The 22,819-nt window shown below is 64.1% G+C and carries 15 protein-coding genes; 3 read left to right on the top strand and 12 right to left on the bottom strand.

Translation table 11 applies throughout. The features are described from left to right. Positions 1 to 13 precede the first annotated feature (13 nt). Positions 14 to 322 (bottom strand): 30S ribosomal protein S10, encoded by a 309-nt coding sequence (gene rpsJ, locus FM113_RS03760; protein WP_025133701.1) that lies wholly within the window; start codon positions 320 to 322, stop codon positions 14 to 16. 463 nt (positions 323 to 785) lie between these two features. On the opposite strand from rpsJ, the gene FM113_RS03755 reads away from it, so the two are divergent. Next, positions 786 to 3,224 (top strand): S-layer homology domain-containing protein, encoded by a 2,439-nt coding sequence (locus tag FM113_RS03755; RefSeq protein ID WP_087011666.1) that lies wholly within the window; start codon positions 786 to 788, stop codon positions 3,222 to 3,224. A gap of 136 nt (positions 3,225 to 3,360) precedes the next feature. Here FM113_RS03755 and FM113_RS03750 read toward each other — a convergent pair whose 3' ends face one another. The 11 genes from FM113_RS03750 to FM113_RS03700 form a co-directional block, all read right to left on the bottom strand. Next, complete coding sequence (locus FM113_RS03750) at positions 3,361 to 4,458, bottom strand: UDP-phosphate alpha-N-acetyl-D-fucosaminephosphotransferase (RefSeq protein ID WP_087011664.1); 1,098 nt, start codon at positions 4,456 to 4,458, stop codon at positions 3,361 to 3,363. Next, positions 4,455 to 6,254 (bottom strand): nucleoside-diphosphate sugar epimerase/dehydratase, encoded by a 1,800-nt coding sequence (locus FM113_RS03745; RefSeq protein ID WP_087011662.1) that lies wholly within the window; start codon positions 6,252 to 6,254, stop codon positions 4,455 to 4,457. The genes FM113_RS03750 and FM113_RS03745 overlap by 4 nt, the downstream gene beginning before the upstream one ends. Before the next feature lie 166 nt (positions 6,255 to 6,420). Next, positions 6,421 to 7,614: an elongation factor Tu gene (tuf, locus tag FM113_RS03740; RefSeq protein WP_087011660.1), complete on the bottom strand. Its 1,194-nt coding sequence runs from the start codon at positions 7,612 to 7,614 to the stop codon at positions 6,421 to 6,423. Between the two features lie 160 nt (positions 7,615 to 7,774). Further along, complete coding sequence (fusA, locus tag FM113_RS03735) at positions 7,775 to 9,889, bottom strand: elongation factor G (RefSeq protein ID WP_087011658.1); 2,115 nt, start codon at positions 9,887 to 9,889, stop codon at positions 7,775 to 7,777. A 116-nt stretch (positions 9,890 to 10,005) separates the two neighbouring features. After that, positions 10,006 to 10,476 (bottom strand): 30S ribosomal protein S7, encoded by a 471-nt coding sequence (gene rpsG, locus FM113_RS03730; RefSeq protein ID WP_087011656.1) that lies wholly within the window; start codon positions 10,474 to 10,476, stop codon positions 10,006 to 10,008. Beyond that, the gene (gene rpsL, locus FM113_RS03725) at positions 10,476 to 10,847 is read right to left on the bottom strand and encodes a 30S ribosomal protein S12 (RefSeq protein ID WP_025134286.1); all 372 of its coding nucleotides are present in this window, start codon (positions 10,845 to 10,847) and stop codon (positions 10,476 to 10,478) included. The genes rpsG and rpsL overlap by 1 nt, the downstream gene beginning before the upstream one ends. Positions 10,848 to 11,152: 305 nt before the next feature. Then, positions 11,153 to 11,791, bottom strand: coding sequence for a spermidine/putrescine ABC transporter substrate-binding protein (locus tag FM113_RS03720; RefSeq protein WP_369676682.1), 639 nt, complete (start codon positions 11,789 to 11,791; stop codon positions 11,153 to 11,155). Then, entirely contained in the window at positions 11,791 to 12,273 is a 483-nt protein-coding gene (locus FM113_RS03715; RefSeq protein ID WP_087011654.1) for a hypothetical protein, read from the bottom strand. Before FM113_RS03715 ends, FM113_RS03720 begins: the two co-directional genes overlap by 1 nt. Then, entirely contained in the window at positions 12,270 to 13,313 is a 1,044-nt protein-coding gene (locus FM113_RS03710; RefSeq protein ID WP_087011653.1) for a hypothetical protein, read from the bottom strand. Before FM113_RS03710 ends, FM113_RS03715 begins: the two co-directional genes overlap by 4 nt. Before the next feature lie 208 nt (positions 13,314 to 13,521). Further along, complete coding sequence (locus tag FM113_RS03705) at positions 13,522 to 17,415, bottom strand: DNA-directed RNA polymerase subunit beta' (protein ID WP_087011651.1); 3,894 nt, start codon at positions 17,413 to 17,415, stop codon at positions 13,522 to 13,524. Between the two features lie 35 nt (positions 17,416 to 17,450). Continuing rightward, complete coding sequence (locus FM113_RS03700) at positions 17,451 to 20,948, bottom strand: DNA-directed RNA polymerase subunit beta (RefSeq protein ID WP_087011649.1); 3,498 nt, start codon at positions 20,946 to 20,948, stop codon at positions 17,451 to 17,453. A gap of 317 nt (positions 20,949 to 21,265) precedes the next feature. Here FM113_RS03700 and FM113_RS03695 point away from each other — a divergent pair, with 317 nt between their 5' ends. Beyond that, complete coding sequence (locus FM113_RS03695) at positions 21,266 to 21,739, top strand: hypothetical protein (protein ID WP_087011647.1); 474 nt, start codon at positions 21,266 to 21,268, stop codon at positions 21,737 to 21,739. Next, positions 21,736 to 22,779: a BadF/BadG/BcrA/BcrD ATPase family protein gene (locus FM113_RS03690; protein ID WP_087011645.1), complete on the top strand. Its 1,044-nt coding sequence runs from the start codon at positions 21,736 to 21,738 to the stop codon at positions 22,777 to 22,779. The genes FM113_RS03695 and FM113_RS03690 overlap by 4 nt, the downstream gene beginning before the upstream one ends. The last annotated feature ends 40 nt before the right edge of the window (positions 22,780 to 22,819 follow it).

Raw genomic sequence — 22,819 nt, 5'->3', positions numbered from 1 at the left:
GATTCGATCCCCCCTAGAGCTTGATCTCGATGTTGACATCAGCCGGGAGATCGAGACGCATGAGCGAATCGACGGCCTTGGGCGTGGGATCGACGATGTCGATCAGACGCTTGTGCGTGCGCTTTTCAAAGTGCTCGCGGCTGTCCTTGTACTTGTGGGGCGAACGGATCACTGCGATCACGTTCTTCTCCGTGGGGAGCGGCACGGGGCCGATCACGGTTGCACCCGCGCGGGTCACCGTGTCAACAATCTTCCGTGCGGAGTTGTCGATGACCTCGTGGTCATACGACTTCAGTCGAATGCGGATCTTCTGTCCCGCCATGACATCTCTACTTTCTACTTGCGTCGTACCACTCCCCCAAAACGGGATCGCGGCATTGGACGTCTTACGTACCAGCGCCCTGGCGCCACGCTTCCAAGGAAGCGCACTGTGCTGGGTCTCTGTTCACCTGTCAAAACCACCCGAGAGTGGCCCCACACGTACAAAAATGGCCGGACTCACGTCTGACCATCCATTGCCGTGCAGGTTGCGTTCGCTACCCGCGGCCTAATCCCGGCGAACCGGGTCTTATGCACTGCCTGGCAGTGATCCACACCGAAGCGTGGAGTACTGAACCTGTCTATTCTGACACACGGACCCAAGACCGTGCAACCCGGGCGTGTCGCAAATCCGAGTTGCCGGATTCTTACGCCTGGGTAGTGTGCCGAACACTTCATCCGACTATTCTTTTCCTGCCCAGGGCACATAACCGGGAGGGGATCCCATGCAAGGAAATACACGATCATTGAGACGAGCGAAGGGGATCCGACACCGCATCGTCGGGGTCTTGGCGGCAGCAGCAGTTGTTGCCACCGCAGCTTTCGGAGCGCTCAGTTCACCCACCGCGGCCTCGGCCGTGACGACCGAGGCCGCGGCACCGGGGACCATCGCGGGGCACATCAATTTCCCTGCGGGCGTCGATCCCACGCGGTACCAGCTACAGATCGATTCACAAGACGAGAAGCTGGGGCTCAGCTCGAGCCCGATCACCGCGAACGGCGATTTTTCCCGCGATGACGTCCCGCCGGGAAACTACCGGGTGACCATGAAGGAACGCAACGGGAACACCGACGTGAGCGTGCAGACGCTGCGCCCCACCGCGGGCCCCACGACGTTCGCGGTCGCCGCGGGGCAGACGACGAACGTCACCTTCGCCTACGCACCGCCCACGTCGCGCATCAGCGGAACGATCGACGTTCAGGGCTACGATCGCCTGGTCATCACCGTGTACGAACTCCTCGAGGGCGAGTGGCGGCACAAGAACTCTCAGATCTACGACGGGTCCGGCGAGGCCCCCGTCAGTTACACGACGCCGAAGTACACGCCGGGCACGTACTCGCTCAACATTTACGTTGAAGACGATGTGCTCCCCGATGAGGTGTACAACTACGGGAGCGAAGAGCCCTGGGGTGATCCCGCCCCGATCTCCGTGGGCGCGAGCGATCTCACGGGGATCAACTATCTCATCAAACGCTCCTTCACCGCCCCGAACCCGACGTTCTCCGGCACTCCCCGGGTCGGCACCGCGTTCACCGCAAATATCGGGACCTGGCAGCCTGCTGCGGACACGCTGAGCTACGAGTGGTACCGCATGGAGGGCGAGATGGGTGAGCCTGTTCCGGGTGCCACGGGCCCGAGCTACGTTCCGACGAGCGCGGACGTCGGAAAGCAGCTGCAGCTCATAGTGTCCGGATCAAAAACCGACTACCGCAAGGCATACCGCTACAGCACACCCTCCGCGGCTGTGACGGCAGGTGCGCTCACCGCGCCCACGCCGACCATCACCGGCACGGCAAAGGTCGGGCAGACGCTGACTGCGGTCCCCGGAGCCTGGGGGCCCGCTCCGGTCACCCTCGCCACCCAGTGGCTCCGCGACGGCACCGCCATCACCGGTGCCACCGGCACCACCTACCAGTCCACGACCGCCGACACCGGCAAGAAGCTCTCCGTGAAGGTCACCGGCACCAAAACCGGGTACACGACCGCATCGAAGACCTCCGCCGCCACCGCCGCGGTCGCCGAAGCCGACCCGCTGAACTTCACGGCAACGCCTACGCCCACCATCACCGGCACGGCAAAGGTCGGCGAGACCCTCACCGTGAAGCCCGGCACCTGGACACCCGCACCGGACAAGCTCGCCACCCAATGGCTCCGCGACGGCAGCGCTATCACCGGTGCCACCGGCACCACCTACCAGGCCACCACAGCCGACACCGGCAAGAAGCTCTCCGTAAAGGTCACCGGCACCAAAACCGGGTACACGACCGCATCGCAGACCTCCGCCGCCACCGCCGCGGTCGCCGAAGCCGACCCGCTGAACTTCACGGCAACGCCTACGCCCACCATCACCGGCACGGCAAAGGTCGGCGAGACCCTCACCGTGAAGCCCGGCACCTGGACACCCGCACCGGACAAGCTCGCCACCCAATGGCTCCGCGACGGCAGCGCTATCACCGGTGCCACCGGCACCACCTACCAGGCCACCACAGCCGACACCGGCAAGAAGCTCTCCGTAAAGGTCACCGGCACCAAAACCGGGTACACAACCGCATCGAAGACCTCCGCCGCCACCGCCGCAGTCGCGAAGGCCGACTATGTGCCGCCGAAGACCTCGCCGTTCAGTGACATGAAACCGAATGACAAGTTCTTCAAGGAAATCGCTTGGATGTTCGATACGGGTGTCTCGACGGGAGTGAGCCAGCCCGATGGTACCCGCGCGTACCAACCGAAGGTCAACGTCACACGTGAGGCGATGGCCGCGTTCTTGTTCCGCATCCACGCGGAAGCTGACTACCGGGCCCCCGCGAAGTCACAGTTCACCGACGTGAAGCCCGGGGACAAGTTCTACAAGGAGATCTCCTGGATGTACGACCAGGGCATCTCCACAGGCGTGAAGCAGCCAAACGGCACGCGAACGTATCAGCCTAAGGACGGGGTCACCCGCGAAGCAATGGCCGCGTTCATGTACAGGCTGGACACGGGATCGAAGCCCTCGGCTCCAAGCGCATCCCCCTTCCAGGACATCACCGTGGGCCAGAAGTTCTACAAGGAGATCGCGTGGATGTCCACGAGCGGCCTCTCCACGGGGATCATGCAGCCCAGCGGGAAGCCGATCTACGCACCGAAGAGTAACGTGACACGCGAGGCAATGGCCGCGTTCCTGTTCCGCGCCGACGGCCGCTAACGCCTCAGGCCTCAGGCCACAGGCCACATCGAAGGGTGAGTTGTGGCTGCTTCCCGACCGTGAAGCAGCCACAACTCACCCTTCGGTGTATGCAGGCGAGGTGTGTGTAGGCGCGGTGTATGTAGGCGCGGGGCGATTAGGCGCGGTGAGGGAGGAGCTTGGGGAGCGCGAGATACACCACGAGGACCGCGAGCCCGCCCGCGAGCAGGAACAGCGTGCCCCAGAGGCCGGTGAAGAACGAGGCGAGTCCGAGTAGCGACGCGGCAAGTGTGCAGGCAGCGGTGATCCCGGAGGCCTGCACGTGGGAGTAGCCGAGTTGCTGGATCCGCTGGTACGTGTGCTCCTTGTGCGGCTCGTCCCAACGCTTGCCCGCGCGAACGCGCTTCGCAAGCGTCACCCCGACGTCGCCAAAGTAGATCACCATCGGCCCGATCGTGGCGAGAAGCGGTGCCCCCGCAACGAGCGCGGCAAAGCTGGTGAGGGCGGTTGCCCCGCCAAGGAGGTAGCTCCCCACGTCGCCGAGGAACGCGCCTGGTTTGGTGAGGTTCCACGGGAGGAACCCGGCGAAGCCCGCAGCGAGAATGAGACCGGCTGCAAGGAGCCAGGGCATGTCGACAAATGCCCCGCAGGCCGCGAACGTGAGCCCGGCGATCACGCCGTGGAACCCGCTAATACCGTTCAGGCCATCCATGAAGTTTGCGACGTTGATGTAGCTCGAAATGAACAGCACCGCATACGCCACAAGCAGGGCACTCCCCCAGAGCGGGAGCGAGAGCCCCTCCAGCCCGGTTCCGGCGAGGCCGCTCAGCCCCGGCCCGTGACCGAGCCCGGTCTCACCATCGGCGGCCACGAGTACGCCAATCGCTGAGCCCGCGGCAATCAGGAGCAGAGCTGCGCTGCGCACGGGGACGCTCAGCCCCCGCAGGTCCTCGGTCAACCCGAGAAGGCCAGCAAGCAGGGATCCAACACCGATGACAAGCAGCGCGTCCCAGACCGCGTGCCCACCCCAACCGGGGCGCGCGAACAGGATGAGCGCGATTCCGGTGCCGAGCGCCATCGCAAGGAGCACCGCGAGCCCAAGTCCGCGCAACACGGGACGTTCGTGGGAAGACCGGGCGTTCGGAACATCCATGATGCCCAGCCGGACGAGCAGCGGCTTCACCGCGAGCGGGAGTGTGAGGCTGAGCGCGAGCGTCACTCCCCCGGCAATCAGGGCAACGATAAGCGGGCTCACTGGACTCGCTCCTCGGCAGCTTCCGTCAGGTTCATTCGTGCAACCCACCCCTCGTGGTTCAGCACCTCCGGGGAGATCGTGTCCACGTGCGCGTGCGTGATCTTGGGGTGGAAGGGGCGTTTATTGCCCTCGCCTCGACCCACAAGTTCCTCGTGCAGTTTCTCGCCGTGCCGAAGCCCGGTAAAGACAATGTCGATGTCCTTGCCCGACTGCGCGACCATGCGCTGTGCGACGTCAAGAATCTTGACAGGCTCCCCCATATCGAGGATCAAGACTTCTCCGGGACGCCCGATACCGCCGGCCTGGACCACGAGCTGACATGCCTCGGGGATTGTCATGAAGAACCGAGTCACGTCCGGGTGAGTCACGGTGATCGGACCCCCCGCTTCGATCAGCGCACGGAACGTGGGCAGCATCGACCCGCGGCTGCCGATCACGTTGCCAAAGCGCACCGAGAGGTAGCGCTGGCCGGTCTGCTCCGCCATCCAGGCTGTCAGTTTCTCGGCCACACGCTTCGAGTGGCCGAGCACGCTTGTCGGGTTTGCCGCTTTGTCCGTGGAGATGTTCACGAAGGTGCCCACGCCCGCTTCCCGGGCGGCCTGCAACACGTTGAGCGTGCCCAGCACATTGGTTTTCCACGCCTCGTCCGGGTACTGTTCGAGCATCGGCAGGTGCTTCAGCGCTGCGGCGTGGAATACAACCTCGGGCTGGCGTTCGACGAAGAGCTGGCGGATCGTTTCGGCGTCTCGGATGTCCGCGAGCACGACGTCGTTTGTGTCGAGGAGCCCGTGCCCGCTGATCGCGAGCTGACTCTCCTGGAGCGCGGTCTCATCCCGGTCGAGCATGATCAGCTCGCGCGGGGCGAAGCGGGCAAGCTGACGGCACAGCTCCGATCCTATGGAACCGCCCGCACCCGTAACGAGCACTCGCTTGTCCTGGAGATATTCCGCGATGGACTCGGTCTCGAGACGCACGGGATGGCGGCCGATGAGATCCTCGATGGAAAGGGCACGAACATCGGAAATTGCCGAGGAGTTGCGCAGGATCTGCTCAAGCGGCGGCAGCACCATCGCTGACATTCCGGCGCGATCCGCGGCCTCGTCGACACGACGCATCATCGCGGCATCCGCATCGCCGATGCACACAATCAATCGGGTCGCACGCGTGTCGCGCGCCACCTCGGCGAGATCGTCGAACCCGCCGAGCACGCGCACGCCGCGCACCTCCTGGTTGCGTTTCGTCGGATCGTCATCGATAAAGCCGACCGGAAGGGCCGATCCGGCGGCGTCGGTCAGCAGCCGCTTCGCGGTCTGAACGCCCAGGTAACCGGCACCGTACAGCAGCGTCCGCTCAGCCTCTGCGCCAGGCATCAAACTGCGCTCGTTCGAGAGACGACAGATGTATCGCGCCACACCCATCAGGCTGAACGCGATCGGGGCGGCGATAACCATTGTGCTTCGAGGCACCCCGTTCCCGTAACCGACAAGGTACGCGACCACCCACGCAAGCACCATCACGCCGGCGACGCACACAACAAGTGCACGGACCTCGTCAAAGCTGCCCACCGCATAGCGGTTCCGGTAGAGCCAGGACAGCCAACCGCCGATCAGCTGCAGCAGGGCAGTGGCACCGATCACCACCAGGGTCCAGCCCCAGTGGATCCGGAGCAGGTTGAAATCGAACCGCAGCACCAGTGCCGCCAGGATTGCGACAGCCCAGGCCAGCGCGTCAAGCGCAAAGAGGAGGCCGTACTGCCGTGCAAAGTGCGCGATTCGCTCGCCTACCGTCTGCGGCACTCGTGCTCCATTTCGTTGGTGATGCGGGCACCCGGTACGCGGTGTCCATCATTCGAGGATACCGCTCCCGTTTCTCCCGGGCGCACCGCGGCACTGAGAAACGGGAAAAGCCCCCGGGATTTCTCCCGGGGGCTTTCGGCCGAGGCCGTCTCCGTCGTCAGATGACTTAGGAGAGAACCTTCGTCACCGTGCCGGCGCCGACGGTGCGGCCACCCTCACGGATTGCGAAGCCGAGGCCATCCTCCATAGCGATCGGCTGGATCAGCTCGACCGTCATGTCGGTGGTGTCGCCGGGCATAACCATCGGCTTGTCCTCGGGCAGGGTGATGACACCGGTCACGTCAGTCGTACGGAAGTAGAACTGCGGACGGTAGTTCGTCTCGAACGGGTTGTGACGGCCGCCCTCTTCCTTCTTGAGGATGTAAGCGGTCCCCTCGAAGTTGGTGTGCGGGGTGATCGAGCCCGGAGCAACGATAACCTGGCCGCGCTCAACGTCCTCGCGCTTGGTGCCGCGGAGGAGGAGGCCACAGTTCTCGCCAGCCCAAGCCTCGTCGAGCTGCTTGTGGAACATCTCGATACCGGTGACGGTGGTCTTCTGCGTCGGACGCAGGCCCACGATCTCGATTTCCGAGTTGATCTTCAGCGTGCCACGCTCGGCGCGGCCGGTGACGACGGTTCCACGACCGGTGATCGTGAAGACGTCCTCAACGGGCATCAGGAAGGGCTTGTCCTTGTCGCGGACGGGGTCCGGAACGCTGGAGTCCACTGCTTCCATGAGCTCGAGAATGGAGTTGACCCACTTCTCTTCGCCCTGGAGTGCCTGGTAGCCGGAAACGCGGACGACGGGGACGTCGTCTCCCGGGTAACCCTGCTTGGAGAGCTCCTCGCGGACCTCCATCTCGACGAGCTCGAGGATTTCCTCGTCGTCGACCTGGTCGCACTTGTTCAGCGCAACGAGCAGGTACGGCACGCCGACCTGCTTTGCGAGCAGGATGTGCTCCTTGGTCTGAGCCATCATGCCGTCGGTCGCCGCAACCACGAGGATTGCGCCGTCCATCTGAGCAGCACCGGTGATCATGTTCTTGATGTAGTCGGCGTGGCCGGGTGCATCAACGTGAGCGTAGTGGCGCTTGTCGGTCTCGTACTCAACGTGCGAGATGTTGATGGTGATACCGCGCTGGCGCTCCTCAGGAGCCGAATCGATCGTTGCGAAATCACGCTGCACGTTGACCTCAGACGGGAACTTGTCCGCGAGAGTCTTCGAGATCGCCGCGGTAAGAGTCGTCTTACCGTGGTCGACGTGACCGATCGTTCCGATGTTTACGTGCGGCTTGGTCCGCTCGAACTTGGCCTTCGCCACTATGGTCCTCCTCAGGACTTCGAGTACCGCTTCCCGCCGAGGAATTCGGTGGGCACGAGTACGGGGTGTGTACTTATGTTACAAGCTCAGGACGGTGATCGCGACCTGAGCCGGTCGGTCGGCAGCAACACGGGGTGTCGCTGCCGACCGGCGGGCAGTGTTACTCGCCCTTAGCCTTCTGAACGATCTCATCGGCCACGGCCTTCGGAACCTCAGCATAGGAATCGAAGGTCATCGAGAACACTGCACGACCGCTGGTCTTCGACCGCAGATCGCCAATGTACCCGAACATCTCGGAGAGCGGGACAAGAGCGCGAACGACCTTGACGCCCGATGCGTCTTCCATGGACTGAATCTGTCCACGACGCGAGTTGAGGTCGCCGATAACGTCGCCCATGTACTCCTCGGGCGTACGAACCTCAACAGCCATCAGCGGCTCAAGGATGACCGGCTGCGCGAGGCGAGCGGCTTCCTTGAACGCGATGGAGCCAGCGATCTTGAAGGCCATTTCCGACGAGTCAACGTCGTGGTACTGGCCATCAAGCAGCTGTGCACGGACACCCACGACGGGGAAGCCAGCGAGGATGCCGTACTGCATGGCGTCCTGGATACCAGCGTTGACCGAGGGGATGTACTCGCGCGGGACGCGGCCACCGGTGACCTTGTCCTGGAACTCGTAAATCTTGTCGCCCTCAACCTCGAGCGGAGCAAGCGAGATCTGCACCTTAGCGAACTGACCGGATCCACCGGTCTGCTTCTTGTGGGTGTAGTCGTACTTGGGGACCTCGCGGCGGATGGTCTCACGGTAGGCAACCTGGGGCTTGCCCACGTTTGCCTCGACGTTGAACTCGCGCTTCATGCGGTCGACAAGGATGTCGAGGTGCAGCTCGCCCATGCCGGCGATAACCGTCTGACCGGTCTCCTCGTTCTGGCTCACGCGGAACGTGGGGTCCTCTTCAGCGAGCTTCTGGATGGCAACACCCAGCTTCTCCTGGTCACTCTTGGTCTTGGGCTCAATCGCGACCTCGATGACGGGCTCCGGGAAGGTCATCGACTCGAGTACAACCTGCTTGTCCGGATCGGACAGCGTGTCACCCGTGGTCGTGTCCTTCAGACCGATCACTGCGTAGATGTTGCCCGCAGTGAGCTGCTCAACGGGGATTTCCTTGTTGGCGTGCATCTGGAAGATCTTGCCGATGCGCTCCTTCTTGCCCTTGGTCGTGTTGACGACCTGGGTGCCCGACGGTGCGTGACCGGAGTACACGCGAACGTAGGTGAGACGACCGAAGAACGGGTGCACGGCGATCTTGAACGCGAGTGCCGAGAACGGCTCGTCAGCAGCGGGCTTGCGCTCGATGACGATCTCTTCGTTGCGGGGATCGTGTGCCTCGATAGCGCCCACATCGAGCGGGTTCGGCAGGAAGTCAACAACCGCGTCAAGCATCGGCTGGATGCCACGGTTCTTGAAGGCCGAGCCGCAGTACACGGGGTAGATCTCGTTGTTGACGACGAGCTTGCGGATGCCGCCCTTGATCTCGTCGATCGTGAGCTCTTCACCAGCAAAGAACTTCTCGAGCAGAGCGTCGTCGGTCTCAGCGACAGTCTCGACGAGCTTTGCGCGGTACTCTTCGGCCTTGGCCTGGAGATCCGCGGGGATCTCCTGCGTCTCGTAGTTGGCGCCCAGGGTGACGTCACCCTTGGAGTCGCCCTCCCAGACGAATGCCTTCATCGACAGCAGGTCGACGACGCCGATGAAGTCAGACTCAGCGCCGATCGGGAGCTGCATGACGAGCGGCTTGGCACCCAGGCGGTTGACGATTGTGTCTACGGTGAAGTAGAAGTCAGCGCCCATCTTGTCCATCTTGTTGACGAAGCAGATACGCGGAACTTCGTACTTGTCTGCCTGACGCCAGACTGTCTCCGACTGGGGCTCAACGCCCTCCTTGCCGTCGAACACCGCAACAGCGCCGTCGAGGACGCGGAGCGAACGCTCCACCTCGACGGTGAAGTCGACGTGCCCGGGGGTGTCGATGATGTTGATCTGGTTTTTGTTCCAGTAGCAGGTCACCGCGGCACTGGTGATCGTGATGCCGCGCTCCTTCTCCTGCTCCATCCAGTCAGTGGTCGACGCGCCATCGTGCGTCTCGCCCAGCTTGTGGTTGACACCCGTGTAGAACAGGATGCGCTCGGTCGTGGTGGTCTTGCCAGCATCGATGTGAGCCATGATGCCGATGTTGCGGACCTTACTCAGGTCAGTGAGCACGTCTTGTGCCACGGGGTCTCCTCCGGGTGGGGGGTGAAAGTTTCGGAACGCGGGGCATGGCCCCGCACACAGCGAGTCGGATCACCCAGGGCGATCCGACTCGCCAGTGCAGTACTACCGGGTAGTGACTACCAGCGGTAGTGAGCGAACGCGCGGTTCGACTCGGCCATCTTGTGAGTGTCCTCACGGCGCTTCACAGCGGCACCGAGGCCGTTGGATGCGTCGAGGATCTCGTTGGTGAGACGCTCCGTCATCGAGTTCTCGCGACGTGCCTTTGCGTAGCTGGTGAGCCAACGCAGGGCGAGCGTGTTTGCACGGTGAGGCTTGACCTCAACGGGCACCTGGTAGGTGCTGCCACCGACACGACGCGAACGAACCTCAAGGGTGGGACGCACGTTATCGAGCGCCTTCTTGAGAACCGTCACTGCGTCCTGGCCGGACTTCTCAGCAACAACTTCGAGTGCATTGTAAACAATGCGCTCGGCGAGACCCTTCTTGCCATCAAGAAGAATCTTGTTGACGAGCTGGCTCACAATGGGGGCGCCGTATACCGGATCGGCAACAACGGGGCGCTTCGGAGCAGGACCTTTACGGGGCATTACTTCACCTTCTTTGCACCGTAGCGGCTGCGGGCCTGCTGACGGTCCTTGACCGCCTGCGTGTCAAGCGCGCCGCGCACGATCTTGTAACGAACACCGGGAAGGTCCTTCACACGACCACCGCGCACGAGCACAAGCGAGTGCTCCTGCAGGTTGTGGCCCTCACCCGGAATGTAGGCGGTGACCTCGGTCCCGTTGCGAAGCTTCACACGAGCGACCTTACGCATCGCCGAGTTCGGCTTCTTCGGGGTGGTGGTGTAGACACGGGTGCAGACCCCTGCCTGCTGCGGGTTCGCCTTCAGGGCGGGCGCCTTGGTCTTTGAGACCTTCGGCGAGCGGCCCTTACGAACCAACTGCTGAATAGTTGGCACTAGTTCTCCTATGTACTCCTGCACGGTGACAGGAATGCTTCAAATGGTTGAGCATGTGCGGCTGCTTGCGCTGCCGCGGAGCTGCTGGCCCCGATGCCACGCGAGCGTGGTGCCGGATCCCGAGTGCAGCTATGCCGTGGGGGTGTCGCCCGTGGGGCGATGTTCCCTTGGCGGGCTCCCCCGTCCGTCGCCGTGCGGGCACGACTCAAGGCGATGGAGCACACCAGGGACCAACTTTACGCCCTCTGTCCTGCCGGCGCAAGAATGAGCTCTCAGGCGTTGCTCGGCCTGGACTGGCTGGGTGCTCAGCTTGGCGGTTCAAGACCCTCGCAGAGTTCGCTGAGCAGTGCCTCGATCTGCGGCTCAATAAAGCGGTCGAGCGCGGAGGCGATGCGGTCTCGGTGCCCCACAAGCGCGAAGCACACCTCGCGCCCGCAGGATTCGGCGAAGTCGCCGGCGCGCGCCACGTCGGCGCGCAATTGTTGTTTCTCCTCGGCACTGAGCGGGGGGCGCGGGAGCGGCGGCGCGGGCTGCGTCTCGGCGGCGAGACCGCTGAGCGTGAACAGGAACGGTTGCGAGGAGTCGCCAGGCTCAGGATCAGGGTCTAGGCCGTCATACTCGGGCGCAAGGTTCGCGCCCGGGTCATAGCCGCCGGCCCGCCAGACTTCCTCACTCGCAAGTTCTGCGTGGAGAGCCGGCAGCTCTGCCTCGGTGAACTCGTCCACCCGTCGATCGATGATGCGGTGCATACGCGACAGCAGCGCGTGCACAACCTGATGCGGCACCCCGCCCGGCAATCCCGCGGCGACAATAAGTGGTGAACCTGTACATCTGCGGCACAACCGAGCGCGGCCGCGGTGACTCCCGGGACGCCAACTCGGCACCCACCGGAGCCAGGCGTCCACGGCGACGCTCACCCGGTCCTCGATCGCACCGGCCGCCACTATGCGGCGTCCTCGTCGCGTTCCCAGGGCCACCGCGGCGGCGGCCGGTCGGTGTAGACCCGGCGCATCAGCACGGCCCAGTACAGCAGCCCCACAAGCAGCCAGATCGCGGGAATGGCCGCACCAAAGGGGCTCAGCACGGTCTCTTCTACGCGCATCCCCGCGAGAAAACCGCCGCCGCACCAGAGCAAGAACGAGGCCCCCGCGAGGCCGATCAGATGCCCCCAGGCGGGCGCTCGCTGCCCGCGGAGCAAGACCAAACTTTGCAGCCACAGCGACCCAGCGAAAAGCGCTAGCGCAAGGAACACAAGCGCAGGCCCCACGAGGCGCGAAACACCCGGGCTCATCACCGGGTCCCGATTCAGCGCGAGCGTCAGCATCCCCCAGGCCGCGATGAGCAGAGCAGCCGCAACGATCGTCGCGGCCAGGATCAGGGCCCCCACGTACCCGCGGGTGACCCCGCGGCGGGGGCCCCCACTCATGGCTGCGTGACCTGTGCCTCGGCGAGCGCAGTTTCGTATTCGGCGAGGGCCTCGGCATTGCGGAGCTTCATGCGCCGGCCACGCGCCCCGATCCACGCACCAAACCAGATCGACACCTCACGCGCGATCAGCGCGGCCGCGATAACCGGCGTGGTCATCGCGAAGCGGTTGAGAATCTCCGGCAGCGCATCGAATCCGAAGCGGAAGCCCTGCAGCATCTCCTGGGGGGAAGCGTAGGGAGTCCCGGACAGGCTGAGCGTTATTGTGGCTGCGACCGCGACGAGGAGGGCAACAAAGAACCCACCCAGCACATACGCCCACCAGCCTGCGCGGCCTACGATCAGCACGAGAAGGGAAAGCGCCACGAAGAAGGCCACCGTCGGAACGATGAACAGCCAGGAGGTGAGCCAGGGCATGAGGCCGGAGTCGATGAACTGAGAGGGCGGGAAGTCGGGGGCGATCCAGAGCGCGATCGCGCCCAGGTAGAGCGCCGCAAACACCACAGTTGCGAGCAGCGAGATCAGAATCCCTGCGCCGCGGTTGCCGCGGATCTCGGGAGGCATGGGCGTTTGCATGTAGAGCGCCGCCATGGGGTGATCGGCGCTGATGCGAATCTCACCGTCCCGAACTGGCGGGAGCGTCGCGGCGCCCAGCGCCGCGGTCGGTGCCGCCGCTGCGCCTGCGGGGCTCGCAGCGCTCGGGAGGTCGTCGTAGCTCGGGGCTGACTCACCGGGCAGCGCTGTCGTTGCGGGCACCATGTCGAGCTGTGTGTCGACGGCGGAAATTGCCTCACGCCGCTCCCGCTCAGCCCGCTCCGCGTCGTCGGTATCCGTGTCTGCGCGCTCCGAAGGGCTCACCGCATCTGCTGCGGGGCCCGGCTCGGGTTCCGCAATGCTTGAGTCCTGCTCACGGGCGCGTTCTACCGCGCGCAGCACCTCAGTCTCGCTGGCCAGGGTTTCCTCGACGGGCGCGCCGGGAACGCCGGCCGGTTCTGGCGTCTCGGCAGCCCGTGCCGGGGGCGTTTCGCGCTCTTCGCTCATCGCTGCACCTCTCGTTCGTGTCCGGGCTCAGGATCGCCGAACACACTCTCTGTGCCGCCACAGTACAACCTTGCCCGGGATTTGTCGGGCCTACGCGCCCGGATTCGGCCAAATACCGCCGTTCTTGTCCCGGACAACGCAGAAGCGGGCGCCCGCACCGAAGTGCGAGCGCCCGCGTCAGGCTCCGGGACGGAGCCGGGCCGAGACCCTAGCTGTAGTTCCCGGGGTTGAACTCGTCAGCGGTGAAGCTGTCGAAGTCCACGAACGAGAGATCGTTCTCGTCGAAGGTGCCCTCGGTCGCGAACAGACGGTTCGGGTACCGCTCCGCCTTTGCTTCCTCGGTCGCCTCCACGGTGACGTCGCGGTAGGTGCTCAGACCCGTGCCAGCCGGGATGAGCTTACCGATGATGACGTTCTCCTTGAGGCCGATGAGCGGATCGCGTGATCCCTCCATCGCAGCCTGCGTGAGCACGCGGGTGGTCTCCTGGAAGGAGGCCGCCGACAGCCACGACTCGGTTGCCAGCGAGGCCTTGGTAATACCCATGACCTCGGGGCGGGCCGTTGCCGCACGCTTCGTCTCGAGGATCGCCTCACGGTTGATGCGCTGGTAACGCGCCCGGTCGACGAGCTCACCCGGGAGCAGCTCGGTCTCGCCGTGATCAACGACGGTCACCTTGCGGAGCATCTGACGAACGATGACCTCAATGTGCTTATCGTGGATCGGCACACCCTGCGAGCGGTACACACCCTGCACGCCCTCAACGAGGTACTTCTGCACGGCACGCTCACCGGGGATGTGCTTGCCGTTCTCGGTGGAGCCGACCTGGAGGATGTCCTTCGGGTCGAGCGTTCCCGCGAGGAACGGCTGGCCGAGCTCAACGTGATCTCCGTCTGCGACGAGCAGGGTGGCACGCTTCAGGACCGGGTACGCCTTCTCTTCGGTGCCGTCGTCCGGCATGAGGAGAATACGACGGCTCTTCTCGGTGTCCTCGATCATGACGCGGCCTGCGGCCTCGGCGATCGGGGACGCACCCTTCGGGGTACGTGCTTCGAAGAGCTCCTGCACGCGGGGCAGACCCTGCGTGATGTCGTCAGCCGACGCGGAACCACCGGTGTGGAAGGTACGCATCGTCAGCTGGGTACCGGGCTCACCAATCGACTGTGCCGCGATGATGCCGACGGCCTCGCCGATGTCGACGCGCTGACCGGTCGCGAGCGAGCGGCCGTAGCAGGTGGCGCAGACGCCAACTGCCGACTCGCACGTCAGGACCGAGCGCACCTTGATCTCGATGACGCCACCCGCAACGAGCTTCTCGATGAGCACGTCGCCGACGTCCTCACCGGCCGAAGCCACGACGGTGCCGTCCGGGGCCACCGCGTCAGCGGCGAGCGTCCGGGCGTAGACCGAGTTCTCAACGTTCTCGTCGCCCACAAGCACGCCGTTGGCGTCCGGAGCAGCGATCGGGAGGTCAAGGCCACGGCGGGTGCCACAGTCCTCTTCGCGGATGATGACGTCCTGCGACACATCCACCAGACGACGGGTCAGGTACCCGGAGTCGGCGGTACGCAGTGCCGTATCGGCCAGACCCTTACGCGCACCGTGGGTCGCGATGAAGTACTCCGCCACCGACAGGCCCTCGCGGTACGAGTTGATGATCGGGCGAGGGATAATCTCGCCCTTCGGGTTCGACACCAGGCCACGCATACCGGCGATGTTCCGGATCTGCAGCCAGTTACCACGAGCACCCGAGGACACCATCCGGAAGATGGTGTTGTCGACGGGGAACTGATCGCGCATGGCGGCGGCGACCTCGTCGGTTGCCTCGGTCCAGATCTCGACGAGCGCCTTGTGACGCTCGCTGTTCTGGATCATGCCGCGGTCGTAGTCGCGCTGAACCTTCGCGGCGCGCTTCTCGTGCTCCGCGATGATCTCGCTCTTGTTGGCCGGGGTCACGATATCGGAGAGTGCGACGGTGACGCCCGAGCGCGAGGCCCAGTAGAAACCGGCGTCCTTGATGCGGTCGAGCGTGGCAGCGACCTCCACCTTCGGGTACCGCTCTGCGAGGTCGTTGACCAGGCCGGACAACGAGTTCTTGTCGGCAACCGCCTCGAAGTACACGTAGTCCGCGGGCAGCGCCTCGTTGAAGAGGGCGCGGCCGAGGGAGGTCTCGACGAGCACGGGCTTGTCGTGGGTGACACCCTGCGCATCGGTGTAGCCGGTCAGACGGATCCGAGCCTTCGCACCGAGGTCCAGCGTGCCCTCGTCCATCGCGAGGATCGCTTCAGCAACCGAACCGAATGCACGGCCGGTGCCGACGGAATCCGGCTTGATGGTGGTGAGGTGGTGCAGACCGATGATCATATCCTGCGAGGGCAGGGTGACCGGGCGGCCGTCCGAGGGCTTCAGGATGTTGTTCGAGGCGAGCATCAGCACGCGTGCCTCAGCCTGAGCCTCGACCGACAGCGGCAGGTGAACTGCCATCTGGTCGCCATCGAAGTCGGCGTTGAACGCAGCACACACGAGCGGGTGCAGCTGGATCGCCTTGCCCTCAACAAGCTGCGGCTCGAACGCCTGGATGCCGAGGCGGTGCAGGGTCGGTGCGCGGTTGAGCAGCACCGGACGCTCGCGGATGATCTCCTCGAGCACGTCCCAGACCTCGGAGCGTGCGCGCTCAACCATGCGCTTTGCGGCCTTCACGTTCTGCGCGTGTGACAGATCCATCAGGCGCTTGATCACAAACGGCTTGAACAGCTCGAGCGCCATCTGCTTCGGCAGGCCACACTGGTGCAGCTTCAGCTGCGGGCCAACAACGATGACCGAACGGCCCGAGTAGTCGACGCGCTTGCCGAGCAGGTTCTGACGGAAACGACCCTGCTTGCCCTTGAGCATGTCGCTCAGGGACTTCAGTGCGCGGTTGCCGGTGCCCGTGACGGGGCGGCCACGACGACCGTTGTCGAACAGGGCGTCAACGGCTTCCTGGAGCATGCGCTTCTCGTTGTTCACGATGATCTCGGGAGCACCGAGATCCAGCAGGCGGCGGAGGCGGTTGTTGCGGTTGATCACGCGGCGGTACAGATCGTTGAGATCCGAGGTCGCGAAGCGGCCACCATCGAGCTGCACCATCGGGCGCAGCTCCGGCGGGATCACCGGAACAACGTCGAGCACCATTGCGGCCGGGCTTGCACCGGTCTGCAGGAAGGCGCTGACGACCTTCAGGCGCTTGATCGCACGGATCTTCTTCTGACCCTTGCCCTCGGAGATCTGCAGGTGCAGCGTCTCCGCTTCCGCCTCCAGATCGAAGGCTTCCAGGCGCTTCTTGATCGCCTCGGCGCCCATGTAGGCCTCGAAGTAATCGCCGTAGCGGTCCATGAGGTCCGCAAAGACTGCGTCCTCGGGCTTGAGGTCGCCGACCTTCAGGTTGCGGAAGTCCTCCCACACACGCTGCAGACGAGCGATGTCGTCGTCGAAGCCCTTGCGGATCGCGGTCATTTCCTTCTCGGCCGAAGCCTCGGCGCGGCGGCGCTGATCGGCCTTCGCTCCTTCGGCTTCAAGCGCAGCCAGGTCGGTCTCGGCCTGCTGCTGGCGCTGTGCGATCTGGATGTCACGCTGGTCCTCGAGCGCCTTGAGCTCGAGCCGCAGCTCGGCTTCCAGCTCAGCGAGATCCTCGTGGCGGCCCTCGTCATCGATGTCGATGATCATGTAGGCAGCGAAGTAGATGACCTTTTCGAGGTCCTTCGGTGCCATATCGAGCAGGTAACCCAGGCGCGACGGGACACCCTTGAAGTACCAGATGTGGGTGACCGGCGCGGCAAGCTCAATGTGGCCCATGCGCTCACGGCGCACCGAGGACTTCGTGACCTCGACACCACACCGCTCGCAGACGATGCCCTTGTAACGGACGCGCTTGTACTTGCCACACGCGCACTCCCAGTCGCGGCTCGGACCGAAGATCTGCTCACCGAACAGACCGTCCTTCTCCGGCTTCAGCGTGCGGTAGTTAATTGTCTCCGGCTTCTTGACCTCGCCGAATGACCAGCTACGGATGTCGTCAGCGGTCGCCAGACGGATCTGCAGCTCATTGAAACTCGTACCCTCGAGCAAAATGTTCTCCTTGGTAACTATACGTCTGGGGCGGCTTAGATGTCGTCGATCGACGACGTCTCGAAGCGGCTGGAGAGGTTAATCCCCAGCTCTTCTGCCGTGCGGTGGGCCTCGTCGTCGTTGTCGCGCAGGCTGACGGCATTGCCGTCTGCACCGAGCACCTCGACGTTCAGGCAGAGCGACTGCATCTCCTTGAGGAGAACGCGGAACGACTCGGGCACGCCCGGCTCCGGAATGTTCTCGCCACGGACAATCGCCTCGTAGACCTTGACGCGGCCAAGGATGTCATCCGACTTCACCGTGAGGAGCTCCTGCAGCGCGTATGCCGCACCGTAGGCCTCGAGCGCCCACACTTCCATCTCACCGAAGCGCTGTCCGCCGAACTGTGCCTTACCACCCAGCGGCTGCTGCGTGATCATGGAGTACGGACCGGTCGAACGCGCGTGGATCTTGTCGTCGACAAGGTGGTGCAGCTTCAGGATGTACATGTAGCCGACCGCAACCGGGTACGGGTAGGGCTCACCGGAACGACCGTCGAACAGGCGGGTCTTGCCGCTTGAGTCGATGAGGCGCTCGCCATCGCGAGTCTCCAGGGTGGAGTCCAGCAGACCGGCGATCTCGGCCTCGGATGCGCCGTCGAACACGGGGGTCGCAACCTTGGTGTTCGGGGCAGCCTCGAGTGCCTGCTGCGAGAGCTTCGCAGCCCACTCCGGGGAGCCGTCGACCTTCCAGCCCTGCTTCGCGATCCAGCCGAGGTGCACCTCAAGGACCTGACCGAAGTTCATTCGACCCGGAATACCCAGCGGGTTCAGGATCACGTCAACCGGCGTACCGTCCGCGAGGAACGGCATGTCCTCGACGGGCAGGATCTTCGAGATGACACCCTTGTTGCCGTGACGGCCGGCGAGCTTGTCACCCTCGGTGATCTTACGCTTCTGAGCGATGTAGACCACGACGCGCTGGTTGACGCCCGAGCCCAGCTCGTCATCGTTGTCGTTCTCTGCGTCGAAGACCTTGACGGACGTGACCGTACCCGAGACGCCGTGGGGCACCTTCAGGGACGTGTCGCGCACCTCGCGGCTCTTCTCGTTGAAGATCGCGCGCAGCAGGCGCTCCTCAGCGGAAAGCTCGGTCTCACCCTTCGGCGTGACCTTCCCCACGAGGATGTCGCCGGGCGAAACTTCAGCGCCGATGCGGATGATGCCGCGCTCGTCGAGATCCTTCAGCGCCTCCATGCTGGCGTTGGGGAGGTCACGGGTGATCTCTTCCTTGCCGAGCTTGGTGTCACGAGCATCGATGTCGTATTCCTCGATGTGGATCGAGGAGAGCGTGTCGTCCTTCACCAGGTTCTGGCTCAGGATGATCGCGTCCTCGAAGTTGTGACCCTCCCAAGACATGAACGCCACGAGGAGGTTCTTGCCGAGCGCGAGCTCGCCGTTCTCCGTCGCGGGGCCGTCGGCGATGACCTCGCCGGCCTCGATGCGGTCGCCAGCCTTCACGATGACGCGGTGGTTGTAGTTCGTGCCCTGGTTCGAGCGGTCGAACTTGCGCATGAAGTAGCTCTTCGTGCCGCCCTCATCCTCCTGGATGGTGACGACGTCAGCCGAAACGTCAGCGATCACGCCAGCCTTCGCTGCGGTGACAACGTCGCCCGCGTCGATGGCTGCGTAGCCCTCCATACCGGTGCCCACGACGGGCGACTCGGAGCGGACGAGCGGCACAGCCTGACGCTGCATGTTGGCACCCATGAGGGCGCGGTTGGCATCGTCGTGCTCGAGGAACGGGATCAGCGAGGTCGCGACCGACACCATCTGGCGCGGCGAAACGTCCATGTAGTCAACGCGCTCAGCGTCGACGAGAACAACCTCAGAGCCACGGGGGCGCGCAAGCACCTGCTTCTCGGAGAACTTGCCGTCCTTGGTCAGCGGAGCCCCGGCCTGTGCGATGAGGTACTCGTCCTCTTCGTGCGCGGTCAGGTAGTTGACCTCGTCGGTGACCTTGCCCTGCAGCACCCGGCGGTACGGCGTCTCGATGAAGCCGAACGCATTGATGCGCGCGAAGGTTGCGAGGGCACCGATCAGACCAATGTTCGGGCCTTCCGGGGTCTCAATAGGGCACATGCGGCCGTAGTGCGAGGGGTGAACGTCTCGCACCTCGACGCCTGCGCGGTCACGGGACAGACCGCCCGGGCCGAGCGCAGACAGACGGCGCTTGTTGGTCAGGCCCGCGAGCGGGTTGTTCTGATCCATGAACTGCGACAGCTGCGAGGTTCCGAAGAACTCCTTGATCGCGGCCAGCACGGGACGCGTGTTGATCAGGGTGTTCGGCGTGATCGCCTCGATGTCCTGCGTCGTCATGCGCTCGCGGACCACGCGCTCCATCCGGCTCAGGCCCGTGCGGACCTGGTTCTGAATGAGCTCACCCACGGCGCGGATACGACGGTTGCCGAAGTGATCGATATCGTCGGTGTCCAGGCGGATGTCGATGATCTCGCCGTCGCGGACGCCGGGGAGCTTCTCGGTGCCGGCGTGCAGGCCCACGAGGTACTTGATCGTCGAGACGATGTCCTCGAGCGAGAGCACCGAGTCGGTGATGGGCGCGTCGATGCCGAGCTTGCGGTTGATCTTGTAGCGACCCACCTTTGCGAGGTCGTAGCGCTTATCGTTGAAGTAGCTGTTGTCGAGGAGCGCACGTGCGGCTTCGATGGCCACCTGCTCGCCCGGACGCTGCTTCCGGTAGATGTCCTTGAGCGCTTCTTCCTGGGTGAGGATTGCATCCTTCTCCAGGGTGAGTGCGATCGACTCGTAGCCGGCGAACTCCTCGAGGATTTCCTCGCTGGTCATGCCGAGGGCCTTCAGGAAGACCGTGACCGACTGCTTACGCTTGCGGTCGATACGAACGCCGACCTGGTCGCGCTTGTCGACCTCGAACTCGAGCCATGCACCGCGGCTCGGGATCACGCGTGCGGTGAAGACGTCCTTATCGGAGGTCTTCTCCTGCGTGCGGTCGAAGTAGACGCCCGGGCTACGCACGAGCTGCGACACGATGACACGCTCGGTGCCGTTGATGATGAAGGTGCCCTTGTCGGTCATGATGGGGAAATCGCCCATGTAGACCGTCTGGCTCTTCAGCACCTGCGTCTCGGTGTTGTAGAACGCCGCCTCGACGTACAGCGGAGCCGCGTACGTCTTGCCGCGCTCCTTGCACTCCTCGATGGTGAACTTCTGCTCGTCGAGAATCGGGTTCTCGAAGGACAGCTGCATGGTGCCAGCGTTGTCCTCGATCGGGGAGATCTCGTCGAAGATCTCCTCCAGACCGCTCTTCAGTGCGATGTCGTCGCGTCCCGCGGCCTGAGCCTCGACGACGCGCTCCTTCCAGACATCGTTGCCGACGAGCCAATCGAAGCTCTCAAGCTGCAGTGCCAGCAGATTCGGCACCGACAGTGTGTCGGAAATTTTGGCGAAGGAAAGCCGCTGATGATCGCGACCGTTCTTCGGTTGGGTGGATGACGATGCGTTGCGCGCAGCAGCCAAGGAAACTACCTCCGTGGGCCCCGTCGGGCCGGTTGACCTGGTCTTGCGAGAGTGTGCGTAGCTACCGAAACACGACTTCGAGGCTCATCTGCGTTTTCACGCCAGCTCCCGGGGCCCACCGCTATTTGCGGGCACACAAGTGTCCGTAGTGCAACTGTCGACTCTACCACTGCTATCGCGTGCTGTCCAGCGCAGAAGTCACTCTCTTTTTCTTCCTTCAGGTCTATGATGAAGCCAGAAAAATACATGGGTTTGCGATGAGTCACCCATGAGGCACGCGCACTGGGCGCAGGCGCCACATCACCAGGAAGGATCCCGTGCTCACCGAACTCTTCAACCTCACGAACCTGGCGGGCCTCATTCTCGGGCTCGCCACCGGCCTCACCACCGGATTCTTCTTCGAACGCCGCGCCACGAAGGAGGCACGACGGCAGAACGCAGCGACGCGCGAGAGCAATGCCGCACTGCGCGACTACATTGCCGAGCTAGAGGCGCAACAGCGTGCCGGCCAACACGAGCTGCAGCAAACCGTGCAGCGCGTCCGAGAAAGCGTGTACTCCTCTGCCGCCCCGACCCGAGCCACCTCGGCCACCGGGACAGCTCTCACGCCTGAACACCTCCTCTCCGAGATCCGGCGTCGCCTCGACGTGTCTGGCAAGACATCCCTCCCCAGCCTCTTCAGCGGCTGTGCAGCGGCGGGCCACCCACGCCCCGAAGTCGAATCGGTGCTCAACGCACTGCATGATTCGGGCACCATCGTCATTACCGGGAAGTATGTGGAGTTCGTATGAGTGCAGTGTTCATTTCAATCGACACCGGTGGCACACGCACCAACGTGGCGGTCGCCGCTCCCGGGACCGACTGGGTGAGCCGCAGATTCGAAGTCGCAGCAAGCCTGTCCGGGGTGCTCGCACGCGCAGAGTACGTGCCCACACTGCACCGTATTTTCGCCCCCATCGAGAACTACTGGCAGCAGCATGACGTGCCGGACATGCCGGTCTACGTCTTCATCGGCGCCGCAGGCTTCGCAGCCCCCACTCGACTCCACCTGCAAGAGGCCATTCACGAGGCACTCCCCGGCTACCTCTCGGGGAACCTGCACGCGGTCGGCGCCTGCAATGACACAGCGTCCCTCCTGTGGGGCTACGACGCCGACGGAGCGGTCATCGCGGGGACCGGCTCCAACGTTCTCGTGCGTGACCGCGGCGGCGAACTCTTCCAATCGGGCGGGAACGACTGGGTGGCAGCCGACAACGGGGCCGGATTCTGGGTGGGACTCCATGCGATCCGGCAGGTGGCCCGAGATCTCGAAAGCGGCGAGAATACCGTCCTCCTCAGCCGCTTCTGCGAGGTGTATGGCCTCCTGGAGGGCGACGAGCCCGAGATCATCGCCCGGTTCCGGGCACTCGCGGTCGCCGACCATCGGCTCAAGGCAGACATCGCCCGGTTCGCCGCGGCCACCTGCGCCGCCGCAGAACTTGGGGACCTCGATGCACAGAACATCGTGAAGTCGCAGGCCGAGGAACTCGCCGACGCCGTCGCGCGCACGATCCGGCGCAGATTTTCACGCGACGAAATTGCTGGCGGGCTCAGCCTGGTGCAGTGTGGCAGCCTCCTGTCCAACGATTTCTACCGAGCAGCGTTCGAGGCCCAGGTACGCATGCGGCTCGCCGGTGGCATGCCCGGCGGGGATGCGCTGCACTGGGAACGCACAAAGAACGGGATCGAGGCCGTGATGCACCTCGCCCAGATGCTGCCCGAGTGGCCGGAAGCGCTACTCCAGGCGTCTCCCGCGTTTCGCCCGGTTGTCGTCCGATTCGGCGGTCGCTGAGCACTGACGTGACTCAGCTCCCCGAGGCTTCGGAGGGGAC

The sequence above is a fragment of the Leucobacter sp. 7(1) genome (genome assembly GCF_900163635.1).
Classification (GTDB): Bacteria; Actinomycetota; Actinomycetes; order Actinomycetales; family Microbacteriaceae; genus Leucobacter.
Note: the sequence above shows the minus strand (reverse complement) of the source record. Positions and strands in the feature narration are given on the sequence as shown.